General features: G+C 36.8%; 19 protein-coding genes. 15 read left to right on the plus strand and 4 right to left on the minus strand.

What is annotated here, in order from left to right:
- The first annotated feature begins 2 nt into the window (after positions 1 to 2).
- Positions 3 to 2,699: a DUF6493 family protein gene (locus FFS26_RS08935; RefSeq protein WP_137904864.1), complete on the plus strand. Its 2,697-nt coding sequence runs from the start codon at positions 3 to 5 to the stop codon at positions 2,697 to 2,699.
- Between the two features lie 3 nt (positions 2,700 to 2,702).
- On the plus strand, positions 2,703 to 4,046 hold the full coding sequence (locus FFS26_RS08940; protein WP_137904865.1) for an SWIM zinc finger family protein: 1,344 nt from the start codon (positions 2,703 to 2,705) through the stop codon (positions 4,044 to 4,046).
- A 79-nt stretch (positions 4,047 to 4,125) separates the two neighbouring features.
- Here FFS26_RS08940 and FFS26_RS08945 read toward each other — a convergent pair whose 3' ends face one another.
- Positions 4,126 to 4,578 (minus strand): VOC family protein, encoded by a 453-nt coding sequence (locus FFS26_RS08945; RefSeq protein ID WP_110009583.1) that lies wholly within the window; start codon positions 4,576 to 4,578, stop codon positions 4,126 to 4,128.
- A 414-nt stretch (positions 4,579 to 4,992) separates the two neighbouring features.
- Here FFS26_RS08945 and FFS26_RS08950 point away from each other — a divergent pair, with 414 nt between their 5' ends.
- The 3 genes from FFS26_RS08950 (at position 4,993) to FFS26_RS08960 (ending at position 8,852) form a co-directional block, all read left to right on the plus strand.
- Positions 4,993 to 6,510, plus strand: a complete 1,518-nt coding sequence (locus FFS26_RS08950) for a TROVE domain-containing protein (RefSeq protein ID WP_137904866.1) — start codon at positions 4,993 to 4,995, stop codon at positions 6,508 to 6,510.
- Positions 6,511 to 7,102: 592 nt separating this feature from the next.
- Entirely contained in the window at positions 7,103 to 7,291 is a 189-nt protein-coding gene (locus FFS26_RS08955) for a phosphate ABC transporter substrate-binding protein (RefSeq protein WP_110009582.1), read from the plus strand.
- A 964-nt stretch (positions 7,292 to 8,255) separates the two neighbouring features.
- Positions 8,256 to 8,852 (plus strand): hypothetical protein, encoded by a 597-nt coding sequence (locus FFS26_RS08960; RefSeq protein WP_137904867.1) that lies wholly within the window; start codon positions 8,256 to 8,258, stop codon positions 8,850 to 8,852.
- A 601-nt stretch (positions 8,853 to 9,453) separates the two neighbouring features.
- Here the strand turns inward: FFS26_RS08960 and FFS26_RS08965 are convergent.
- Together FFS26_RS08965 and FFS26_RS08970 are read right to left on the minus strand one after the other, a co-directional pair.
- Entirely contained in the window at positions 9,454 to 9,792 is a 339-nt protein-coding gene (locus tag FFS26_RS08965) for a hypothetical protein (RefSeq protein ID WP_110009580.1), read from the minus strand.
- A gap of 14 nt (positions 9,793 to 9,806) precedes the next feature.
- Positions 9,807 to 10,232: a transposase gene (locus FFS26_RS08970; protein ID WP_110009579.1), complete on the minus strand. Its 426-nt coding sequence runs from the start codon at positions 10,230 to 10,232 to the stop codon at positions 9,807 to 9,809.
- 619 nt (positions 10,233 to 10,851) lie between these two features.
- Between FFS26_RS08970 and FFS26_RS08975 the strand changes: the two genes are divergently transcribed.
- Positions 10,852 to 12,390, plus strand: coding sequence for a SulP family inorganic anion transporter (locus FFS26_RS08975; RefSeq protein WP_137904868.1), 1,539 nt, complete (start codon positions 10,852 to 10,854; stop codon positions 12,388 to 12,390).
- Positions 12,391 to 12,943: 553 nt separating this feature from the next.
- Here FFS26_RS08975 and fusA read toward each other — a convergent pair.
- Positions 12,944 to 15,004 (minus strand): elongation factor G, encoded by a 2,061-nt coding sequence (gene fusA, locus FFS26_RS08980; protein ID WP_137904869.1) that lies wholly within the window; start codon positions 15,002 to 15,004, stop codon positions 12,944 to 12,946.
- Between the two features lie 629 nt (positions 15,005 to 15,633).
- Here fusA and FFS26_RS08985 point away from each other — a divergent pair.
- The 9 genes from FFS26_RS08985 (at position 15,634) to FFS26_RS09025 (ending at position 22,936) form a co-directional block, all read left to right on the plus strand.
- Positions 15,634 to 16,302: an HAD family hydrolase gene (locus tag FFS26_RS08985; protein WP_137904870.1), complete on the plus strand. Its 669-nt coding sequence runs from the start codon at positions 15,634 to 15,636 to the stop codon at positions 16,300 to 16,302.
- An 8-nt stretch (positions 16,303 to 16,310) separates the two neighbouring features.
- Positions 16,311 to 17,135 carry a phosphoribosyltransferase family protein gene (locus FFS26_RS08990; protein ID WP_110009576.1) on the plus strand — a complete coding sequence of 275 codons (825 nt, stop codon included), beginning with the start codon at positions 16,311 to 16,313 and terminating at the stop codon, positions 17,133 to 17,135.
- Positions 17,125 to 17,682 (plus strand): TerD family protein, encoded by a 558-nt coding sequence (locus FFS26_RS08995; protein WP_047428250.1) that lies wholly within the window; start codon positions 17,125 to 17,127, stop codon positions 17,680 to 17,682. The genes FFS26_RS08990 and FFS26_RS08995 overlap by 11 nt, the downstream gene beginning before the upstream one ends.
- A 2-nt stretch (positions 17,683 to 17,684) precedes the next feature.
- Positions 17,685 to 18,860, plus strand: coding sequence for a toxic anion resistance protein (locus FFS26_RS09000; protein WP_171006279.1), 1,176 nt, complete (start codon positions 17,685 to 17,687; stop codon positions 18,858 to 18,860).
- 16 nt (positions 18,861 to 18,876) lie between these two features.
- Positions 18,877 to 19,824, plus strand: coding sequence for a hypothetical protein (locus tag FFS26_RS09005; protein WP_110009575.1), 948 nt, complete (start codon positions 18,877 to 18,879; stop codon positions 19,822 to 19,824).
- A 69-nt stretch (positions 19,825 to 19,893) separates the two neighbouring features.
- On the plus strand, positions 19,894 to 20,502 hold the full coding sequence (locus FFS26_RS09010; protein WP_047428248.1) for a TerD family protein: 609 nt from the start codon (positions 19,894 to 19,896) through the stop codon (positions 20,500 to 20,502).
- Between the two features lie 85 nt (positions 20,503 to 20,587).
- Positions 20,588 to 21,628 (plus strand): TerC/Alx family metal homeostasis membrane protein, encoded by a 1,041-nt coding sequence (locus FFS26_RS09015; RefSeq protein WP_137904871.1) that lies wholly within the window; start codon positions 20,588 to 20,590, stop codon positions 21,626 to 21,628.
- A 363-nt stretch (positions 21,629 to 21,991) separates the two neighbouring features.
- Positions 21,992 to 22,519: a TetR/AcrR family transcriptional regulator gene (locus FFS26_RS09020; protein WP_110009572.1), complete on the plus strand. Its 528-nt coding sequence runs from the start codon at positions 21,992 to 21,994 to the stop codon at positions 22,517 to 22,519.
- Between the two features lie 3 nt (positions 22,520 to 22,522).
- Positions 22,523 to 22,936, plus strand: a complete 414-nt coding sequence (locus tag FFS26_RS09025) for a DUF1348 family protein (protein WP_137904872.1) — start codon at positions 22,523 to 22,525, stop codon at positions 22,934 to 22,936.
- Positions 22,937 to 22,971 lie beyond the last annotated feature (35 nt).

Consider the following 22,971-nt stretch of genomic DNA (forward strand, 5'->3'; position numbering starts at 1 on the left):
CCATGAAAGAAAGACTTTATGAGATCCTTAATGAGGAAAAAGTACATGAGATTATTCCCTTTCTAAAAGAGCTTAGCATTGAAGAAAGGAAAACACTGATACCCTCTATCAAGAAAATGGACCGTGAGATCAGTAAAATTGTAATGACTAAAAACTCCTACCACACGGCAGGATCTGTGAACCAGCATTCCATTATAGATATAGCTTCTTTTGTATGTATGGACAAAAAGAATTTTGGTAAAAATTACTGGAGCCTTTTCCGCAATGCAGAACAGACCGAGCAGATATTGGAATGGGGATGCCCGGACTGGTTTTCAGACTTTATCAATGAATCCGTTGAAGCAGAATTTACAGCCTTCAATTATAAAGATATTTTAGGATGGTCAGAGAAAGGATATGTACAGCCCAAACCTGAATTATTGGGACATCACCTGAGTAATTATCCAGCTGATCTTGACCGTTATCCTGAAACACTTAATACACATTTCTGGTATTTATGTGAATTTCCTTCCAAATCTTTACCCTTCCGTAAAGAATGGTTTCCCATTGTTCAAAAGCTCATTGCTGAGAAGAAAATTGAAAGGAAAAGATTCCTGAAAGAATGCCTTCTGGCTTCCAACAGAAACTTTAATAAAAATGTCACGGGCTGGTTTATGGATGCTTTTACATCATTAAAACCAACGGAAGAAGAATTATCTGATCTGCAGGATGAACTGCTTGCAGGCCTTGTTTCTTCACAGTCAAAAGCCGTGAATACGATATTATCCCACCTGAAAAAAATTGTTGGGGCTGCTGAATTTAAAAATGAAGAATTTTCGCATTACCTTCCGAATTTGCTGAGCTCAGAGGTAAAAACAGTGGTGGTTTCCAGTCTGGGACTTACTGAAAAAATATTTCAGAGAAAGAAGGTGGATCCGGATATGCTCGGAGTGGCTTTAAGTACAGCGTTTGTCAGTAAAGATGATGGCATACAGTCAAAAGCAGCAAAGATCATTCTTAAATACATACCGGCTTCAGAAAATATGATTGAGGCACTTTCTCACTATTCAGATAATATATTGACGAATGTACGTCCGCTTTTAGTAAAATATATTGAAGAAAAACAGCCGGAACTGGAAGCTATAGCTTCGGAAAAACGATTACTGGCTGCAGATGAAAATGCAGTGCAGGTACTTCAGAATTTTGAAGATCTGATGTTCTATCTGCCTTTGGCAATGGACGATCCGTATAGCTATCATTGTGATATTGCTTTGACGGGATTTATCAGGTTTGCCGGAGATGTGGATGAAGATTCTGTGAAACTGATGGAGCCTGTATTTTTAAAGGCCTGTAAAACCATTGCAAAATGGGAAGTTCCTTATCTGAATGTTTTGCTGTGCAATGCTATTATCAATTATGGGCTGGCTTTAATGGAAAAATATCCGGTTCAGTTAAAGAATCTGGAAAAAATATACCAGAAAACAAGGGAGGAAGAAATGACAAGAGAGTCTTACTCCAATTATCAGAAGAAATTAGGTCCGATAGAAGATGTTGGAGCAGATTGTCCTGCAAGACAGGCTTTTAAAGAGATTGCTGTATATGCTGTTGAAAAAATAAAATCCGGGGATAAACTGCCTTTGTTATTTCCTATCACCCACGCACCATGCTGGATTTCCCCTGTGACTCTTGTTGAGAGATTGGAGAATTATCAGAATAGTAATACAGATCCTCATCATCTGGATATTCAGCTGGCCCTGCAGCGCTGTGCTTTGGATAATACTTCAGAAGCTATTGCAGAAACAGAGAAAAGACTAAAAGGGGAATATAGAGAATTACTGCTTTTCTTCTTTGGTAAAAATGAAAAACCGGAAGGAAAGTTTATACACCCTTCATGGTGGATGACAGCCGGAATTACACGTTCACCTGACACTGTTTTTGAAGAATTCAGAAGTTTCGGATATAAAAATATTCCTGTGGAATTCTTTTCAGGGGCTTACCAATGGAAGACCATTGACAATAAGAAAAACTCATACTATCCGGTAGAGCTGAATATTACGATTCCAAAATATCATCTTGAAAAAAGAAAAGAACCTTTGTTCCTGGAATATTTTGTAGCAGAGCAGAAAGAACTTAATGAAATTCCTGCACTGATGCTGTGCTTTCCCAATACGCCTGCCAATGCCCTGGCGAAAGTTATCAAGTACTGTCTTTTCTATTCAGGAATTGCAGAAGTTTTTGAAAGAAACCTTGTTTTGAATACTGCTAATACGCTGTATCAGATTAAGAAACCTCTGGATGAAATTGGTTATCTGTTTCTTGGGACTATTTTCCTGGATGGTGATAAAACCATCCGAGGAACTGCTGCTGAAATCTGGCTTGAACATGTTTCCTGTCAGATGATGGATAACGCAAGGCTGGGAAGAGTGATTGGTCTGCACGAAAAACTGGAGTGGGCACCGGTGAAAAGATTGACAGATCTTATGCAGCATCACATGCTGAATGTAAGCAAAAATCATAATACTGCTCTCGAGGAATTGATTACCAATATTTTACTTCAAATGGAAGAACCGGTTACCAATCTGAAAAGAATTCTGGAAATTTACCATGAAGTATTGGCATTGAATCATTCATTGGTTCCTAAAGAAGTACTTGAAAAATTAAACCACTGGAAAGAAAACTCTAGCCTTAAAAAAATCTGTAATCTACTCCTGAAAAAATAGATCATGGAAGATACGCTTATTTACAACTATTCAGGAGCATCCTCTTTAGTTAGGACAGGTGCGCTTGAAGAGTTGTTCCTCGCCAAATACAATGAGGTATATAAAAATACTGATGCTCCCTGTTTCTTTTGGGGAAATGTAGGGCAGCCCTTTATTTTGGCCCGATGTCTGATCACACTTTCCAACATTGTGAAATCCAGTTTTAATCTGTCGCCGCTTCAGATGGCACACCTTAAAGATCCTATAGTGACAGCAGGAAATGGGAGAGTACGATTTGAAGGCTTTTCTCATTGTGCAGGAGTATATGCAAGAGTAGATGTACTGCCTGATGGATTGGATGGAGAGTTTCTTGAAAACGGAACAACAAATGTGGATTTCAATCAGCCTATGATAAATGCTTTGGGAAGTATCCGTCCGAATGGAAAAATTATGCTTTCTGTAGGGCAAAAAGAAGTTGGGCTTTATCAGGAAGATAATAAAATAATAGAAAGAAAAGTTCCATTGCCTGTAAAATGGATCAAAGGATTGGGGACTGTTCAGGTCTATTTATCAGAATCAGTGAAACGCTACACCTTCAATAGAATCCAGACGCAGCAATTGTTTAGAGGAATGCCGAAAGGAGTGGTAAAGTCAGATTATTACTTAATTGTACGCGGAAATAAACCCATCTTTTCTCCGGTACAATCTACAGATTCTGTTTGCATAGGAGGAATTCACAGGCTTCGTCTTTTAGAGCCTCTTCTTCCTTATATTGATTCTATGCAGGTATTTGCACATGCCAATATGCAGTCCGTAACATGGCAGCTGAGTATGGGGAATATCCGTTTCAGTTTTTCTTTATCTAGAGAATGCTGGAGAGGTTTCTCAGGGGAAGGCGCAGTGTTAGATAGCCTGATTTCGGATGTTCCCGACGAATGGATTGATGCCTTGGATAAATATGCCTATGCCAACCAGTCCTTTAATCCTGCCACACTTGCTCTGGAAGAGAATATCAGTTTTGACAAAGTTAAAAACAGCACCGGCAGGCTTGCTGCAATGGGATTACTCGGTTACGATCTTGATGACAGGGAATTTTTCTATCGCAGGCTTCCTTTTAAATTAAGCCGTATTATCGGACTCAATCCCCGGATAAAAAATGCTGAAAGATTGATTGAAGACGGAAAAGTAGAAATTTTAAATCATCATAAAACAAGAACAGAGGCCAGAGTAAAAGGAACCGGTGTGCATCACACAGTTATCATTGAAAATGAGCGTGCGCGCTGTACCTGCGAATGGTTCAGCAAATATCAGGGTGAGAGAGGTCCCTGTAAACATGTCCTGGCAGTGAAAAAACTGGTCAATGCTTAAATGCTGCTGATGTTTATTTGATTATTTTGCTGATAATACAGAGCATAAAAATCCTACGTCTCTGTATTGTAAAATTGTATTATTGGCCAGTCTGCTGTATCCATTCTTCATAGCTGAGTACACCTAATTCCGGTCTCCCTTCTCCGTCCAGAACAGAAATAAACTCAAGCTGGTTTCCATCGGGATCATTAAAATAAACAGCCAGTGCAGGCATCCATGCAAATACCATAGGCTCTGCACTTCCGTTTTTCAGGAAGTTGTAAGGTTTTAAATTCTTTTTTTCAAGAAACTCTACAGAATAATCCAAAATATCTTCCTTACTGCAGGAAAAAGCAAAATGTCTGGTCTGAAGATTCTCCTTCTGCTCCCATAATCCGAGCATAAATTCTTTCCCTTCTCCAACCCATAAAAAAGCAATGGGCCTGGTTTCATCCCTGTGAGCAAGTTTCAATCCCAGCACTTTTGTATAAAATTGTATTGCATTTTCTAGATTACTCACCTGAACATGGGTTTCATATATTCCTTTAATCATAGCTTAATTTTTAATCATAGCAAAGCTAGAAAAGCCTTAGTGAAAAATGGAATACAGATGATTTCTTTAATGAAAACGAATAATAGAAGGATTTTATAATGATAAATGATGAATGCAGTTGTATTTCTCAAACATCTGTATAAATCTGTGGGATTTGCGGAAAAAAATCTATTTAGCATTATTCAATAGAGGTGGGCTTTAGCCCGCCTTATAAATAGCCTTATTCATCCGGCTTTAGCCAAAACTTAAATCTGCGTAATCGTGCATCATAATCTGCGAGAATCATTTTAAAATTAAAAAAAATCAAATAAAAATTTTCTGCGCAAAAAGATTGCGTAACACTGTTTTTACTTTGCATCAGAAATCAGAGAGGAAGTATCAATCCTTTCCATGTTAACAATAAAAACAGTAACCATGAAATTTAATTTTTTAAAAAAAGAAACTAAAGTAGTACCAAACTACGAAGGTGCCAGAGCCTATGCGATGACACCTGCAGAAGAATTGTATAGTGCTGTTGTTACAACAGGACTGTCAGATGCCAACTATGAGAAGGGAAATGACAGATTGGAAAGAATACAGTCTCTGATCAAAAAAAATGATCCTGAATTTGTGGCAAAGCTGGCCGTATATGCAAGAAAAGATATGTACTTAAGGTCTATTCCATTGGTTTTGACAACTGAACTGGCAAAGCAGATTTCCGGTACAGACCTTGTAAGCAAAACAGTAGATGGAGTCGTGCAGAGAGCGGATGAAATCACAGAATTGCTGGCGTACTACCAGCTTGCCAATAAAAGAACCGATACAAAGAAGCTGAACAAACTATCCAAGCAGATTCAGAAAGGACTGGTAAAATCATTCAATAAATTTGATGAATATCAGTTTGCCAAATACAACAGAAAAGCAGAAGTAACGCTGAAAGATGCATTATTTCTGGTTCACCCGAAAGCTAAGGATGAAAACCAACAAGCAGTTTTCAACAAAATTGCCAACAATACACTGGAAACTCCTTATACGTGGGAAGTGGAGCTTTCAGTTTTGGGTCAGACAAAATTTGCAAATGATGCAGAAAGAAAACTGGCTTTCAAAAATAAATGGGAAGAATTAATTTTCAGCAACAAACTGGGCTATATGGCAACCATGAGAAACCTGAGGAATATTCTGGAAGTTAACGTATCGTCTGATGCGATGAACAAAGTGTGCAGATACCTTTCCGATGAAAGAGCTGTAACCAATTCAAAACAGCTCCCATTCCGATTCCTGGCGGCTTACAGAGAATTAAAAAATATAGATTCTCCTTATCTTTCATCAGTACTGGAAGCATTGGAAAATGCAATTGTGGCGAGTGCCAGAAACATCAAAGGTTTTGGTTTTGAGACATCAGTGGTGATCGCTGCCGACGTGTCAGGTTCCATGCAGAAAGCTGTTTCCGGTAAAAGTAAGATTTTACTGTATGATATCGGTTTGCTGATGTCTATGATCCTGCAGTCGCAATGTAAAAATGTGGTGACAGGTATCTTTGGTGACCGTTGGCTAAGAGTTCCCATGCCAAAAAATGGTATTTTAAGGAATGTGGATGCATTCTATAAACGTGAAGGTGAAGTAGGATATTCCACCAACGGCTATCTGGTGATCGAAGACCTTATCAAAAGAAGAGAGCAGGTAGATAAAGTAATGCTTTTCACCGATACCCAGCTGTGGGATAGCACAGGAAACAGAAACTCTTTTGAAAACCTGTGGAACAGATACAAAGCGATCGCTCCCAATGCAAAACTGTATATTTTTGACCTTGCAGGTTATGGTACACAGCCGCTTGATATCAGAAAAAATGATGTACACCTTATTGCGGGTTGGTCAGACAAAATTTTCGATGTACTGAACGCGTTGGAAGACAAAAAGTCTGCAGTGAAAATGATTCAGAAAGTAGTGCTGTAACAGGCACTGCTTTTAAAAATAAAAACCTATGGAAATGCGACATAGGAAATGGAGGCGTTAAGAAAATAAGCTATACAAACGTTAAGAAAATTCTACTGTTTGAAGCGCGACACAGAAAGCGAAACGAAGAAGTAATAGCAAATTCGAGCAGGTTTTAGAATTTTTAGAGCGTGTAGGTTATTTTTAGCCGGAGTTTCCAGGTCTTGAACTTTTGGTTCTTTTGCTTCAAGGCAAAACGAACAAATATTTAAATAAAAAATAAAACTACGTAAAAAGATTGCGTACTCACAATATAATTTTGCAGTGTTAATAATACTGGTGCCGTTAGAAAGACCTCCTTCGATTTCAAACTGACAGAGTCTTTCACCAGATTGCCCGGTAGCTAACCAATGCCGTTAATAAGAGTTTCATCGTCAACTTTCAATTGAACATCAATTACTCTTATGATTTATTGCTTGGTTTTTAATAAAAATAACTGCGTAAATAGAATGCGCTGTAAGAATATACTTTCGTAGAAAGAAAATTAATAACCATGAATAATTATAAACCCGATCTAAAAGAAGCAGTGTATTGAGGTTAATACTCAATAATTATGAAAAAAGCTAAAACGTTAAGACAGAAATTCGGATTTAATGAATATGGATTAATCGACTTTCCAAAGAAAATTTCAGGCGTACAGATCTCTAGATTGATGTATGGAAATGATTTAGGTTGTTCATATTGTTTCCCACACGGTTTTGAAGTGGTAAATGCAAGGTATATAAAGTTCCAGCGAAACTGAAAGAAATACAATACAGAAAGAAACAATGGAAAAATTAAAACCAGGTGTCGTATAGGAATCATACTTCGAGTCCCCCGTCAGACGCAGGTTCAATTCCTGCCATTCCTGTTGTAAACGGAATGTAGTTCAAAACAAAGAATAGATGGTATAGAAAGATTCCGCCGCTTTTACCCTGATCTATAAAGAGTGCCGTAGAGAAGGCTTACTTCGGTATAATATTGGTTCGACTCCATAACAGATCATGAAAATGATCTTGTAAAAGTCTTTTCGAATCTAGCCTCTTTTATTTAAATCACATCAATGAAAAAATAACAATAAAAGTGGAAATTTCCATCAATGACAACTATGGAAATATGACATAGGAAATGGAGGCGTTAAGAAAATTCTACTGTTTGAAGCACGAGACAGAAAGTGAAACTAAAAAGTAACATTAGATTCGCGCAAGTTTTAGAATTTTTAGAGAGTGTAGGTTATTTTTAGCCGTAGTTTTCAGGTCTTGAATTTTTGGTTCTTTTGCTTCAAGGCAAAACGAACAAATATGTAAATAAAAATTATACTACGTAAATAGAATGCGCAATAAGAATATAATTTTGTGGAAAGAAAACTAATAACTATGAATAATTAAAATCAAGTGTCGTCTTAGAATCATACTTCGAGATTGAGTAAGCATTGTGTCGCAGGTTCGAATCCTGCCTTCTCCCTCGAAAAGGAGAGGTAGCTCAGCTGGTAGAGCAAATGCACGGAAGATTCTGAAAAATATTACCTTGATTTGTAAAAGAGTGCCGTAGAAAAGACCTGCTTCGGTTTGATTTGGTTCGACTCCAGAAGGTCATGAAAGTGATCTTGTACAAGTCTTTTCGAATCCTGCCTCTTTTTATTTTAAAATTTAATAACCATGCATATACCAAGTGATCTGACTGAATTTTTATACTGGGTCAAAGAACGCACAGAAAAACTGTGGTCTGTGGATGATGAAAATTGTCCTAAAGGATTTTACGGAGCCAGATGGCAAGGGCTTTCTGAAGAACAGATTGATCAGGTTGAGAGAAAATATAAGATCAGTTTTATTCCTGAGCATAAAGAATTTTTAAAGATTCTTCATGCGATTGATAAAAAAGAAATTGTTGAATATGAATATGATGGAGAATTAATTACTGAAGAACGTGATTTTTTTTATAATTGGCTTGCTGATGAAAAGGAAGTTGAGGAAATAATAAAAGGTTCTTATAATTGGATGAAGCACGATGTGAATGAGAAGAGCCAGGTGTGGCTTAATTCATGGGGAATAAAATCTGCATCTTTGGAAAAGAGAATAGAAGTTTTTGAAGAATGGTTTTCTCATGTTCCAGCTCTTTTACCATTAACTGGTCTCCGATATATTGTAAGTGATGAGAATCTTAAATGGAAACCGATTATTTCTATGGGATCTTCCGATATTATTGTTATGGGTTGGGATTTTAGAACTTATTTATTAAATGAAATAGGTAACCATCTTAATATCCATATTGAGGTCTTTGATGAAGAAGACCAAATGTTTTATCCGCAACTTATTATGAGGTAAAGTATATATTTGATGAAAATTTTAAGTATGATGAAACCAAAGATATTCCTTACCTGAAAGAAAGGATTCTCTATTGGTCTTGTGGATGGAGGAGTTTCGGTTTAAATTATTATTCAGAGAATGGCAGCATTCATCCTATTGTCAAAACATATATTGCTGAAGAAGAAAAATAAAAACAAACAAGTGCCGTAGAAAAATGTTACTTCGCTCATCACGACGGGGTCACGGGTTCGAGTCCCGTCTCTTCCACAACAAAAAACACAGTTTATATAGGAAGAGTAGCTCAGCTGGTTAGAGCACGACTGCATTTTTCGCTTATTGCCTTGATTTCATCATATGAGGAGTCGGAAGTGGGACGTTGAAAGATCTTTGTATCGTAATTTTCTATAAAGCCGGAGGAATCTCAGGCTTGCCATCTTTCTTCTTTCCACTTCCAGCTTCTTTATATGACCATCTGAAGTGTCGTCAGGAAAAAATACATCGCACTATAATGACGGGAGGAATAGCGAAGCCGGTTACTCCGGCAAGGTTATCCGGTTCGACTCCGGCAAACGACAGCCCGGTTTTTTCCTTATTATTACCTTTAAAAAATGCCGGTAGATTATGTACCGGCACTTTTCATTGTATCTTCAAGCTCTTTTTCAAACATTCCTTTCCATTTTGAAAGCGTAGTCCGGCTTATTTTATATTTCCTTGACATATAGCTTGTTGAGTGGCCATGTTTTTTCTGATACTGAAGCAGTTTTAACATCGTCTGCCTGTCATAGGTTTTCAGTTTCTGATTTTCTCTGGACTGCTTGAACAGCTTTTCATTGAACTTAAGTACATCATCACTGGTGTGAAGCTTTTCAAGAAGTTCTTTGATTTTCGGATCTTTTAGCTTTTCAGGATATTCCATCTTTAGCATATCCTGATAAATTCTTTTGTAATTTGGGCGCATGTTTTATTTCTTTATCAGTTGGCATTATCACTCTTCTGAAGCCATCTGTGAAGCGTACTTTTCGGAATTGAATATTCCTTGATAACTTCGCTTTGGGTCATTTCACCGGAAATAATCCTTTTCATAATAAAATCTTTGATTTCCTGAGTGTAAATGTTTTTCCTGAAATAAGGCGTCTTTTCAGACTTTTGGCTGTTTTTGTTAATTGCAGAAGGCGGTGCGTATAAAATTAAATGTGAACTGTAGAGTCTGAAAAAATCATATTCCAGTAATTTGCTCCATCTTAAAAGAAGATCAGTATCCATTGAGCTGCTGTCGTACATCATCTCAACAGTTTCCTCATCTTTGCCTAAAAATTTGCATATTCTCTCTACTGTTATTTCGTTTTCATCAACTCTCTCCTTAATAAATTTCCCAATATGGATTTCTTTATATAACATTTTTACTGAATATTATTCTTTTGTTTAAACTTATATATAAAAAACGAAAATAGGTGATGTGTATTATTTCGTGTGGTGTTAAATAGCTGATGATAGCTTGAAATTGGTGAAGAAAATGGATTATGATTGAAAAATATCAAAAAACACCTTTCGTAAGACTCTATCTTAGAAACGCATTGTAACTTACCAAATATTGTAAAACAGGCGGGTAGGGATCACCTTAATATAATTTGGATATATTCTTTATTTTCAATGGGGTCTTTTTTTCTTCTCTTTCAAACTCTCTTCCTGCCATTTGTGTAAAATAATATATAACCTATTAAGGTTTTTATAGAATTCTGTGAGCTGGGGCTGTTGATGTGTTGATAAACAGCTTTTTGCGCATCGAATCTTTTAATTAGTACCAAATAATCGCTTATTCGTTTTCAAATGTAAACAAAAATAAGAAGTAAAAACAGTTAGAAATGTAAAAATCATACTTTATCTGTTTATTTTAAGTAAAATTAACATATTATAAAAGTCGATATGTAAATTGTTTAAAGTGATCACTGTAATCATGAAAAAATCATAAAAAGAAAAAATTGTATACCATTTACACAGTCCATACATTTGCATATCAATGAAAAATACTATAAGCTTATTCGACTTTTCGAAGAAAATCAATTATAAGAACGAACTGCTGGCTGGCTTTACGGTAGCAATGACTATGATTCCTGAATCTCTCTCATTTGCTATTCTGGCTGGCTTATCTCCGCTTACTGGACTGTATGCTGCATTTATGATGGGACTTGTAACCGCAGTTTTAGGAGGACGTCCTGGTATGGTTTCCGGTGGAGCAGGAGCAACCATCGTGGTGCTGATTGCTTTGATACAATCTCATGGAACAGAATATCTGTTTGCCACTGTAGCCCTTGCCGGAATCTTTCAGATGATGGTAGGAATTTTTAAACTTGGAAAATTTGTGAGACTGATTCCGCAACCTGTTATGTACGGATTTCTGAACGGATTGGCTATTATTATTTTCATGGCACAGGTTGAACAGTTCAAAATCACAGACAGTAATGGCGGAGTACGTTGGCTGCAGGGAATGCCTTTATACATTATGGCTGGCTTAACTGCCCTGACCATTGCCATAGTTTATTTTTTTCCAAAAATAACAAAAGTGGTTCCTGCCTCTCTGGTAGCTATTATCATCTTATTTGCAGTAGTTCTCGGATTTAATATTCCAACAAAAACGGTTGCAGATATTGCTCATATCAGTGGAAATCTTCCGGATTTTCATATTCCGAAGGTCCCTTTTTCTCTGGAAACTTTACAGATTATTTTTCCATATGCTTTAATTATGGCCGGAGTCGGTCTTATTGAATCTCTTCTGACATTATCGATGGTAGATGAAATCACGAATACCAAGGGAAGTGCCAATAAAGAGTCTGTCGCTCAGGGATTGGCTAATATTACCAACGGCTTTTTTGGTGGAATGGGTGGTTGTGCAATGGTAGCACAGACATTGGTAAATCTTAATGCAGGCTCCAGAGCAAGACTATCAGGAATTGTAGCATCACTGCTTATTTTGATAATTATTCTGGTTGGTGCACCTGTCATAGAGAGAATTCCTATGGCTGCTCTGGTAGGAGTGATGATGATGGTTGCTATCAGCACTTTCCAGTGGGTATCAATCAGGATTGTGAATAAAATGCCGAAATCGGACATTTTTGTAGGCGTTACTGTAGCACTGATTACTGTTATTTTACACAACCTTGCTTTAGCAGTATTGGTTGGAGTGATCATTTCAGCATTGGTTTTTGCCTGGGATAATGCTAAAAGAATCAGAGCGAGAAAACATGTGGATGAAAACGGGGTGAAATACTATGAAATATATGGGCCTTTGTTTTTCGGTTCAGTAACAGCATTTACAGATAAATTTGATCCTGTGAATGACCCGGATCAGGTGGTTATAGATTTTAAAGAAAGCCGTATTGTAGATATGAGTGCCATAGATGCTTTGGACAAATTGTCCAAACGTTATAAGCAGCAAAATAAAACGATATATCTGCGTCATCTTAGTGAAGATTGCAGAAAAGTATTAAAAAATGCAGAAGCAGTAGTGGAAGTTAATATTCAGGAAGATCCTACTTATAAGGTGATGCCGGAAAAATAGGAAGAGGTCAATGAGTGAATTTTGCTTCGCAAGTGAATGGTGAATTTTTATAGTAAAAAAAAATTGACAAGCGCAGCGGATTGACAATTGACCATTCACAATTTCATAGCAATGAGTGAATTTTTCTTCGCAAGTGAATGGTGAATTTTTATAGTAAAAAAAAAATTGACAAGCGCAGCGGATTGACAATTGACCATTCACAATTTCATAGTCAATGAGTGAATTTTGCTTCGCAAGTGAATGGTGAATTTTTATAGTAAAAAAAAATTGACAAGCGCAGCGGATTGACGATTGACTATTCATAATTTCATAGTCAATGAGTGAATTTTGCCTCGTAAGTGAATGGTGAATTTTTATAGTAAAAAAAAATTGACAAGCGCAGCGGATTGACAATTGACTATTCACAATTTCATAGTCAATGAGTGAATTTTGCCTCGCAAGTGAATGGTGAATTTTTATAGTAAAAAAAAAATTGACAAGCGCAGCGGATTGACAATTGACCATTCACAAACAAGACAAGGACTGTAAGAAAAAATCTACAGTCCTTGCTTGTTTAGGTTATTAATGTATTGGCGATAAAATCAGGCACTAAAGCATAGTGTGATAATTTCATACTGATGGAAGCTCTTCCGCTTGTCAATGTTCTCAGATCTGAAATGTACCCGAACGTTGAGGCTAACGGAACTTCCGCTGCAAAAATCTTTCTTCCGGATTTTTCATCAATAGAAGTGATCATTCCTCTTCTTCTGTTGATATCTGCTGTGACAGCACCCGTGTATTCTTCAATACTTTGAATTTCTATCTGCATGACAGGCTCCATCAGCTTAGGGCTACATCCTTTTGCTGCAGTTTTGAATCCTTCTCTTGCTGCAATCTCAAAATCGAATGCTGCAGAATCCTGAGCGTGGAAGGAACCGTCAAGAAGGGTGATCTTCATGTTTTCCAGAGGATATCCGTTCAAAGGTCCATACTCCATAGCTTCTCTGAATCCTTTTTCAACAGAAGGAATAAATTCAGTCAGAATAACTCCACCTTTGATCATATTGATAAATTCCAATCCATTGTCATTTCCCGGGCCAATCTCAAACGTGATATCAGCGAACTGGCCGCTTCCTCCGTTTTGTTTGGAAAACTTTTCTCGGTGAACTTTAGTTTCCGTTAAGATCTCACGATAAGAAACTTTAGGTTTCCCCTGATTGATTTCAATACCATGATTCAGACGGATTTTCTCTAGGGTAACTTCGAGATGAAGTTCTCCCAATCCACTCAATAAAGTCTCTCCGGTCTGCGGATCTCTTTCAACCACCAAAGAAGGATCTTCTTCCTGTATTTTGGCCAATACCAAACCGAAAGACTTCTCATCACCATTGGTTTTCGGCTCGATAGCAACTCTGATCACAGGAGTCGGAATGGTAATGGCTTCCAGTAATATCGGCTTTTCTAGAGAAGATAGAGAATCACCGGTCTTGGCATCTTTTATTCCTGTCAAAGCAACAATATCTCCTGCTTTAGCTTCTTCCATTGATAATGTTTTATCCGACTGCATCTGTAAAATTCTCGAAATCCTGAAGCTTTCACCCGTTCTTACATTCAGTATCGTATCTCCGGATTTGATTTTTCCGGAATAGACACGAAGCATAGCCAGTCTTCCCATATGTTTATCAATCACCACTTTGAAAACAAGTCCTGAAAAAGCAGCTTCCTCATTTCTTTCCATTGTTACCGTTTCTTCCGTTTGAGGATCTCTTCCCTGGAGGTCAGCAAGCTGATCCGGTGCCGGAAGATAAGTTACGACAGCATCAAGAAGAGGCTGGATTCCCTTATTTTTAAAGGCTGAACCACATAAAACAGGAACGGCGGATACGGATCTGCAGACTCTTTGTATAGCTTCTGAAATCATTTCAACAGTGACAATCTGTTCAGTATCCATAAAAATTTCAAAGAACATCTCGTCATTCTCTGCAAGAGTTTCCATTAATTGAACTCTATATTCATGGGCTTCTGTCATAGAAACAGCAGGAATTTCCTTTTCCATAATGGTTTCTCCATTTTCATCCGTCCAGTATAAGGCTTTCATTTTGATAAGATCAATAACGCCTTCAAAATCGTTTTCAGCTCCAATCGGAATCTGAATGGTCAATGGAACAGCATTCAGTTTGGTTTTTATCTCATTGAGAACCGCAAAGAAATCCGCCCCGATTCTGTCCATTTTATTGATGAAACAGATTTTGGATGTGCCGTGTTTTTCAGCCTGGAACCAAACATTTTCAGTCTGTGGCTGAACTCCTGATGAAGCGCAGAAAACTGCGATTACACTGTCCAGAACTCTTAGAGAGCGTTCTACTTCTACTGCAAAATCAATGTGTCCCGGCGTATCAATAATGTTGATATTATAAACATTGTTATCTTTTTTCCATTGTGTGGAAACTGCAGCCGATGAAATGGTAATTCCTCTGTTTCTTTCCTGGATGTCTTTATCCATGGTGGTATTTCCATCATCTACATTACCGATTTTATGAATAAGTCCTGTGTAATACAAAAGCCTTTCTGATAACGTTGTTTTTCCTGCATCTACGTGTGCTATAATCCCTATATTTCGTGTGTTGTATTTCATTTTGTTTGATTTTAATTGTTGATTTTTAGATCTGTGTTTGGAAAAGATTCTGAAAAAAAATGAGCACAAAATACACTCCGGTCTTATAAAGCCGGTAAAACATTTTTCGTATTTCGTATCAAAGGAAAATTTTCAGAGATCTTAACAAACAACAGAAGTTTTTGGATTTGTTAAAGTCTGAAAATAGGGCAGCAAAAAAGACCTATCCGAATAGACAGGTCTTCAATATATTTTTGGGTATAAAAGATCTATAGAACTATTCAGATAAATATTCAGTGCTGCCAAAGAACACAGCTCTGACAGGATTGCTTAACGTTATAATATTTATCATTTTTGTTGACATTGTTGATTGTTAATCGGTTGCGAAATTATAATTTTTTTTTGATTTCCAAAGAATTTTTGAAATTATTTTTTTGTGAACGGATATTAAACACTTCGTAAACCGCTTTCTGTGCGTTTCTCAAATTCATAGAATTTCATAAAAATATCTTAAAACAGATCTTGAACGTAATGCTTTTATGATAAATATTTTATCTTTGGGAAGAATAGTATCGTGAACACTTTTTGATGATTAGAAAATTTTAAATCTTTTTCAAGAAGCTAAATAAAAACTTTTAACTTAAAACCTATTGAAAACAGATATCGACATCCATAACCACTGTCATTTTTCCTTTGACCTGTGGCTCACTTTAATCAAATCTCATCCTGAATTTAAAGCAAAAAGAGTTGAGCTGTTCTCCTCGTTTTTTAACGTAGATAAGCCTATAGATCAGGTTGCGAAAACCGTAAAGTATTATGATGATCTTTGCAATACCATCAATGAAGTAACAGGTGGTAATATCGATACTTTTGAGATCTATCTGATGATTCTTGGTTCGCTGGATGTTGATGTAAAACAATTGAATAAAGAAAAACTCAATGAATTTTACAACAAAAGTGAAGAATTGTTTCTGGAATACAAGCCAGTGGTGATTTTTGAAAATATTCACGATTTTTTTAAGGATATTAAAAATCAGGGAAAGACCATAAATATTCTAAGCAACACTGGATTTATCAAAGGAAAAACAATGAGGAAATTCCTGATTCACGAAAACCTGGATCAGTACATAGATTTCCATATTTATTCTGATGAAATCAACTGTTCCAAACCGAATCCGCTTATTTTTCAGGAAGTGAAGAATAATATTAAAGATCAGGATTTGGCGATGAATCAAATCCTGCATATCGGAGATAATCCGGTGGCAGATTTTCAGGGAGCAAAAAACTTTGGCTTCAGTGCCCATTTACTTAAACACTAAAAATAAACATGAATAAAAGATACAGCTTACACCACATTCATTCGGCAGACGAGTTTACGTTCTCACCTGCGGAATACAGTTATTTCAAGTATGGCGATAAGTCGTATGCTGAAAAATTTGCAAGAGAATTATTCGACGGATTTATTTCCGGCAACGAAGCACTTTTAGAGACGGATAAAGAGATTGTAGTGCTTCCAAGTCCTTATATGGCGATTCCTACGGCCTCTAATTTCTTATGTTTTTACTTTAAGAAGCATCTTGATTTTTATCTGTTTCAAAAAGGAAAAAAGTCAAGTATTCTGTCGAAAATCAATCGTAATCATACATATATCACAGATTACGGGAATCTTAATTTTGAAGACCGCAAAAATCTGATCGCCAATGATACTTATTATATCGATAAGGATTTTTTGAGAGGAAAACTTTGTATTTTTATAGACGATATCAAAATCACGGGAAGTCATGAATATACAGTCAACAGAATCCTTAATGAATATAATGTTGAGGCAGACTTTATGTTCCTGTATTATGCAGAACTGATGAATTTTGACCTTGACCCGAAAATTGAAAACTTTTTCAACTACTATGCTGTAAAAAATGTAAATCATGTTGCAGAAGTGATGAATAAAGAAAGTTTTCAGTTCAATACAAGGATTGTAAAATATATTTTAGGCCTGGAATCAAGTAATTTTGATTATCTTACGTCTCAAGTAAAAAAGGAACAGATGGATCTGCTTTTGGAGCTTGCGATCAGTAACAATTATCATTTAATAAAAGAATACGAAAATAACATCAATACTTTAACACAAACGGAATTATATTATGGCTATTAACTTACAAAAAGGACAAAGAGAAAACATTAACGCACCTAAATTTACTGTAGGTTTAGGATGGGATATCAATAATACTTCTACAGGAACAGCTTTCGACCTTGATGCGTCTTTGTTTTTGCTTGGGGACGACAAAAAATTAGTTTCAGATAATCACTTTATTTTCTATAACAACCTTGAGTCTCCGGACAAATCTGTAATCCACACAGGCGATAACCTTACAGGAGAAGGATCAGGAGATGATGAGCAAATCAAAATTGATCTGACAAAAATTGACGATGCAATTAAAGAAATTACTGTAGTAGTAACAATTCACGAAGCAGATTCGAGAAAGCAAAACTTTGGACAGGTAAGAAATTCTTTCATCAGAATTTTCAATACAGATACGAATGAAGAGATCTTAAAATACGAATTGGACGAAGATTTCTCAATCGAAACCGCTGTAGAATTCGGAAGAATCTACAACAGAAACGGAGAATGGAAATTTGAGGCTGTAGGTGCAGGACAGAGAGACGGCCTTGAGAAATTTGTATCAATTTATCAGAAGTAATCATGGACAATCAGGAAAATCAACCCATAGATCCGCTGGGATCAATAGAACCCCTTAAAACCTTTGAACCTACTCCAATGGTTCCCCCAACTCCGGCTCAGCCCGCTCAGAATGCGGCACCGGCAGTTCTTGTGGACAGAGAGGGAAATGTAAATCTGACGCAGCTGCAGTCAGAAGAACGTCAGAAATATGAAGTTCTTGCGAACTCTATTGACGAGACCAACCCTGGTTCTATCGTGAATTTCGGGGCAGAGCTTCAGAAAACATTAACCAACCAGAGTGACAGCTTCTTAGGAAATGTAAGAAGATCAAACTCAGGAGAAGTTGGTGGGCTTATCAACGACCTTTTGGTAGAGCTTAACTATGTAGATGTAGAAGAGCTTAATGGAAATAAAGTGAAAAGCTTCCTGAGCAAATTGCCATTCATGAAAAAGGTAATGACTCAGGTGGAAAATCTTTTTGCAAAATACGATAAGATCATCAACAATATCGAGCAGATTTCTTATAAAGTAAATGCGGGAATTATCACCTCTACAAAAGATAACGCTGTACTTCAGACTATTTTTGAAAGCAATGTGAATTCTATCAAGCAGATTGAAGAGCTTGTCATTGCAGGTAATATCAGAATGGAAAGAGCGGCAGGCGAGCTTGCTCAGATGGAAGCGAATCCGCAGATTTACCAGGATTATCAGATTGCAGATAAAAGAGATTTCATTGCAAGACTGGACAGGAGAATGGCTGATCTTAAAGTGGTGCGTGTGATTATGATGCAGTCACTTCCTCAGATCAGACTGGTACAGAACAACAACGTTTCTATTGCTGAAAAAGCACAGACGATTCTTACCACTACACTTCCGGTTTGGAAAAACCAGCTTTCCCTTGCGGTAGCGATGTACAGACAGCAGCAGAATATTGAAATCCAGCAAAAAGTATCTTCTACTACAGAAGAGATTTTAAGAAAGAATGCGGAACGTCTTGGCCAGAATTCAGTGAATGTTGCCAGAGCCAACGAGCAGACTATCGTATCGGTGGAAACATTAAGAGAAACAACATCAATGCTGATCAATACATTGAATGAAGTGAAACAAATCCAGAAACAGGGAGCTGACAACAGACGAAAACTGGATCAGGATCTTCAGACATTGGAGCACGAACTAAAAGCAAATGTCAGAGGTTAATTTATAGGATACCAAGGTGGGGGATGATGCAGCAACCATATTGTCGCAAAGCAAAAGAAGATTAACAAAGCTTAAGCTTCTAGCTAATTTTTTTGAACATATTGATATTATATCTATTTACATCAAAACGGATATTATTCACAATCTGTTCCAGGAAAATACGGCTTTAGATTATAATAAACTGGAACTTTTTCACCTGCAGTATACCGACAGCCTTATAGAACTTCTGACTAAAATTAAAAAACAGAAGGAAAATGACATGCTGGCGGTCATCAATGAAATTAACATCAACAGTAAATATATTTCAGGTTTTGAAGAAAGAAGGGTAGATAGTTTTGAGACCGACAGAAAAATGTACAGCGGTGTCTTTTCCCAGCACTTGAAAACAGTGTATAAAGACCTGACGGAAGATCGTTTTACGGCCAATTGGGACAATGTACTGTACTTTCATAAAAAATATGCCCAGGAATTTTACAGATCGGAGGCGGATGAAACACTGCTGAAACCTGATCCTTTTCCTTCCTATCAGTATAAAGAATATTCCATTGAAAGGAAACTGTTGGGAAGGCTTAATATACAGGGATTTAAAGTTCGTTTCGTATGTGGCTACCTTATCGGAACCCACGATTATGAACTTTTTAAAATCTTTCAGTCTGATGATTATTTTATTTTCAGTGTAGACGAAAAGAAATTGTATCTTTTCGACAAAGAACTGGATAAGCTGGATATTTCCGAAAATCAGTCTAATCAGAGTTCCATTATTGATCAGCTGAGAAGTAAAAACGAGCAGCTGGAACATAGTATGAACGAAAGAAAGCGTACTTTGCCAGCTGAAGTGGAAGGTGTTCTGAAAGATTATATTAAAAACCTGGAAAATATGGATATTATGAGTAAGATATTTGACTTCGACGAAGAAACGAATATTCTGCGGGCAATGCTTAATTTGAATTTGAATAATAATTAGAACGAAATTTGAAAAGCAAAGAAGATTTCCTTTTTTGCCAAAAAGTAAATAACAACTAAATATAGAAAGATGGCTATCAACTTACAAAAAGGTCAGAGAATTAACCTTAAAAAAGAAAATGGAGCTGAGCTTTCCCAGGCTTGTGTAGGAATCAACTGGGGAGCAATCGAAAAGAAAGGATTTTTCGGAACAAAGAAAGAAGCAGTAGACTTAGACGGAAGCTGTATTTTATATGATTCAAACAAAAACGTTACTGAAGTAATCTATTTCGGAAATCTTAAATCAAGAAACGGATCTGTAAGACACAGCGGAGACGACCTTACCGGTGACGTAAACGGAGATGACGGATTGGATAATGAAGTAATCACGGTAGATTTCAGCCAGCTGGAACCGAATGTGGAGCATGTGGCAATGGTACTGAACAGCTACAGAGGTCAGGATTTCGGAACCATTCCTTTTGCTTCTATCCGTATTTATGAAGGATCACCTACCAATGTGAGAGAAGTTTTTGCAAAATATGATATTGCGAATGATGCTTCTTTCAGCGGACACGTTGCCATGGTAATGGGTGTTTTCTACAAGAGAAACGGAGAATGGAAATTCAATGCGATCGGAGATCCTACAGCGGATAAAAAACTGGAGCAGACGATTCAGACAGTGCAGATGAATTACTTATAATCAATTGTCAATCAAAAGATAAATAAAATAGCAATATTTGTACTCTGTGCATCTATTGCTTTTATCATATAATAACATAACTCAAGTGGAACATCAAAGTATTTTAGAACTGCACCCAGGTCTGGTGTGGGGATTTGCAGTAACGGTGGTTATCATGCTGCTCCTGGACTTAGGGGTATTTAATAAAAAAAGTCACGAAGTCTCTTCCAAAGAAGCTACCATCTGGTCTATCGTATGGATTTCGCTTTCCATGGTTTTTTCAGGGGTGGTATATTGGGTATTCAATACCGATGGAAGTCCTGAAAGCCATGCTTTGGCTGTAGAAAAATTTACGCAGTATCAGGCTGCTTATTGGATTGAAAAAGCCCTGTCTGTGGATAATTTATTTGTATTTATCCTCGTTTTCGGGTTCTTTAAAGTTCCTAAATATCTTCATCACAAAGTCCTTTTCTGGGGGATTATCGGAGCGCTGATCTTCAGAGCCATATTCATCTTTGCAGGAGTAGGACTGATCAATCTTACCTATCTTCCTGAAATGAATATCTTCGGTGAAGCAGTGAAAATCAACGTAGTCATGACCTTATTCGGATTATTCCTTGTCTATGCAGGAATCAAATCCTGGGGTGACGGTGACGATGATGACGATGAAGATTACAGCAATACGGCAGGAGCAAAGCTGATCAAAAGTTTCTGGAAAGTTTCTGATAATTACGACGGAGATAAATTCTTTACCATTCAGAACGGAATTAAAATGGCAACTCCTCTTTTAGTGGTAGTAGGAGTTATTGAATTTACGGACGTTCTTTTCGCTGTAGATTCCATCCCGGCGATCTTTGCAATCTCAAATGACCCGTTCATCCTTTATACATCGAATATCTTTGCTATTTTAGGATTAAGATCATTATATTTCCTGTTAGCGAACTTTATTCATATGTTCAGCAAACTTCCATACGGATTGGCGATTATCCTCTTCTTCATTGGAGTTAAGATGCTTATTGCGCCATGGATTCATATTCCGTCTCCGGTTTCATTAGGAATCGTAGGAGGTGTATTGGTGATCTCTGTTCTTTTATCCGTTATCTTCCCTGAAAAAGAAGATGAGAAGAAAGAAGAACTGGAAGAGTAATCCTATTTAAAATATACTATCAAGCCTCTGGAATCTATTTCTGGAGGCTTTTTCTATTCATATTCTTAGTTGGACAACGCAAAGGCGCAAAGAAGATAAAAATTATGCTGCTTTTTAAGACGCAAGAAAATCAAAGATTTTCAGCAAGATTACTTCGCAATTACCGGTTTCATTCAAAGCCTTTCTTAGCATTATTAAGTTTTATCGGAGATAAAATCTTTGTGCCTTAAATATGTGAAACCTATAAAAATTTAGCGCCTTTGCGCTTTCCAAAATTCTCAAAAAAAATTTTTAAAAATAAAATAGACAGACTGGTCTGTATATTGTTTTTTTTCATACATTTGTTCCAGAAAAGAAAAGCATATGAAATCTCCAAAAGAAAGAATCATAGAAACTACATTTCAATTGTTTGCCAGACAGGGTTATAACTCAACCGGAATCAATCAGATTATTTCCGAAGCTGAAGTTGCCAAAGCAAGCTTTTATCAGCATTTTAAATCCAAAGAAGATCTGTGTGTAGAATTTCTGAAGGTGAGACATGAGTATTGGTTTGGTGAGCTCAATCACTTTACAGCAAAAGAAAAAAGCTTAAAATCCAAGATCATCAATGCTTTCGATTTCCTTGTGTATATGAACGAAAAGGAAAATTTCAGAGGATGCAGCTTCCTGAATATTCTTTCGGAAATACCAATGGATAATACTAAAATTCTGAGTGTTATTCAGTCTCATAAAGCCGATCTCAGAAACTTCTTTTCAGAATTGCTGAATAATGATGAGCTTTCCGATCATGTCTACATGCTTTTTGAGAGCAGTATCATAGAAAGCCAGCTTTTTAAATCCAATGAACTCATTGAAAAATCAAAAAAAATAGTTACCAATTTAATACAATAAGTTATGGAACAGAAACATCCGCTTCCGCCTTTCACTCTTGAAACGGCACTGGAAAAAATTCAACTGGCAGAAGATGCCTGGAACAGTCAGGATCCCGAAAAGGTTTCCAAAGCATATACCATTGACAGCGAATGGAGAAACAGAGATACATTCGTGAATGGAAGAGAAGAAATTGTAGCTTTTCTTCAGAAAAAATGGGAAAAAGAACTTCATTATCATCTTAAAAAAGAATATTGGGCACACACCGACAATCGTATTGCCGTTCGCTTTGAATATGAATATCAGACCAAAGAGGGAAACTGGTTCAGGGCATACGGAAACGAAAACTGGGAGTTTGATGAGAACGGACTGATGGCGAAAAGATACGCAAGCATCAATGATCTGGCTATCCGGGAAGAAGACCGAAAGTTTAAATAAAATGTAAAGACTGTTATGCCAACAGTCTTTTATTT

The organism is Chryseobacterium sp. 2VB (assembly GCF_005503635.1).
Taxonomy (GTDB): domain Bacteria; phylum Bacteroidota; class Bacteroidia; order Flavobacteriales; family Weeksellaceae; genus Chryseobacterium; species Chryseobacterium cupriresistens.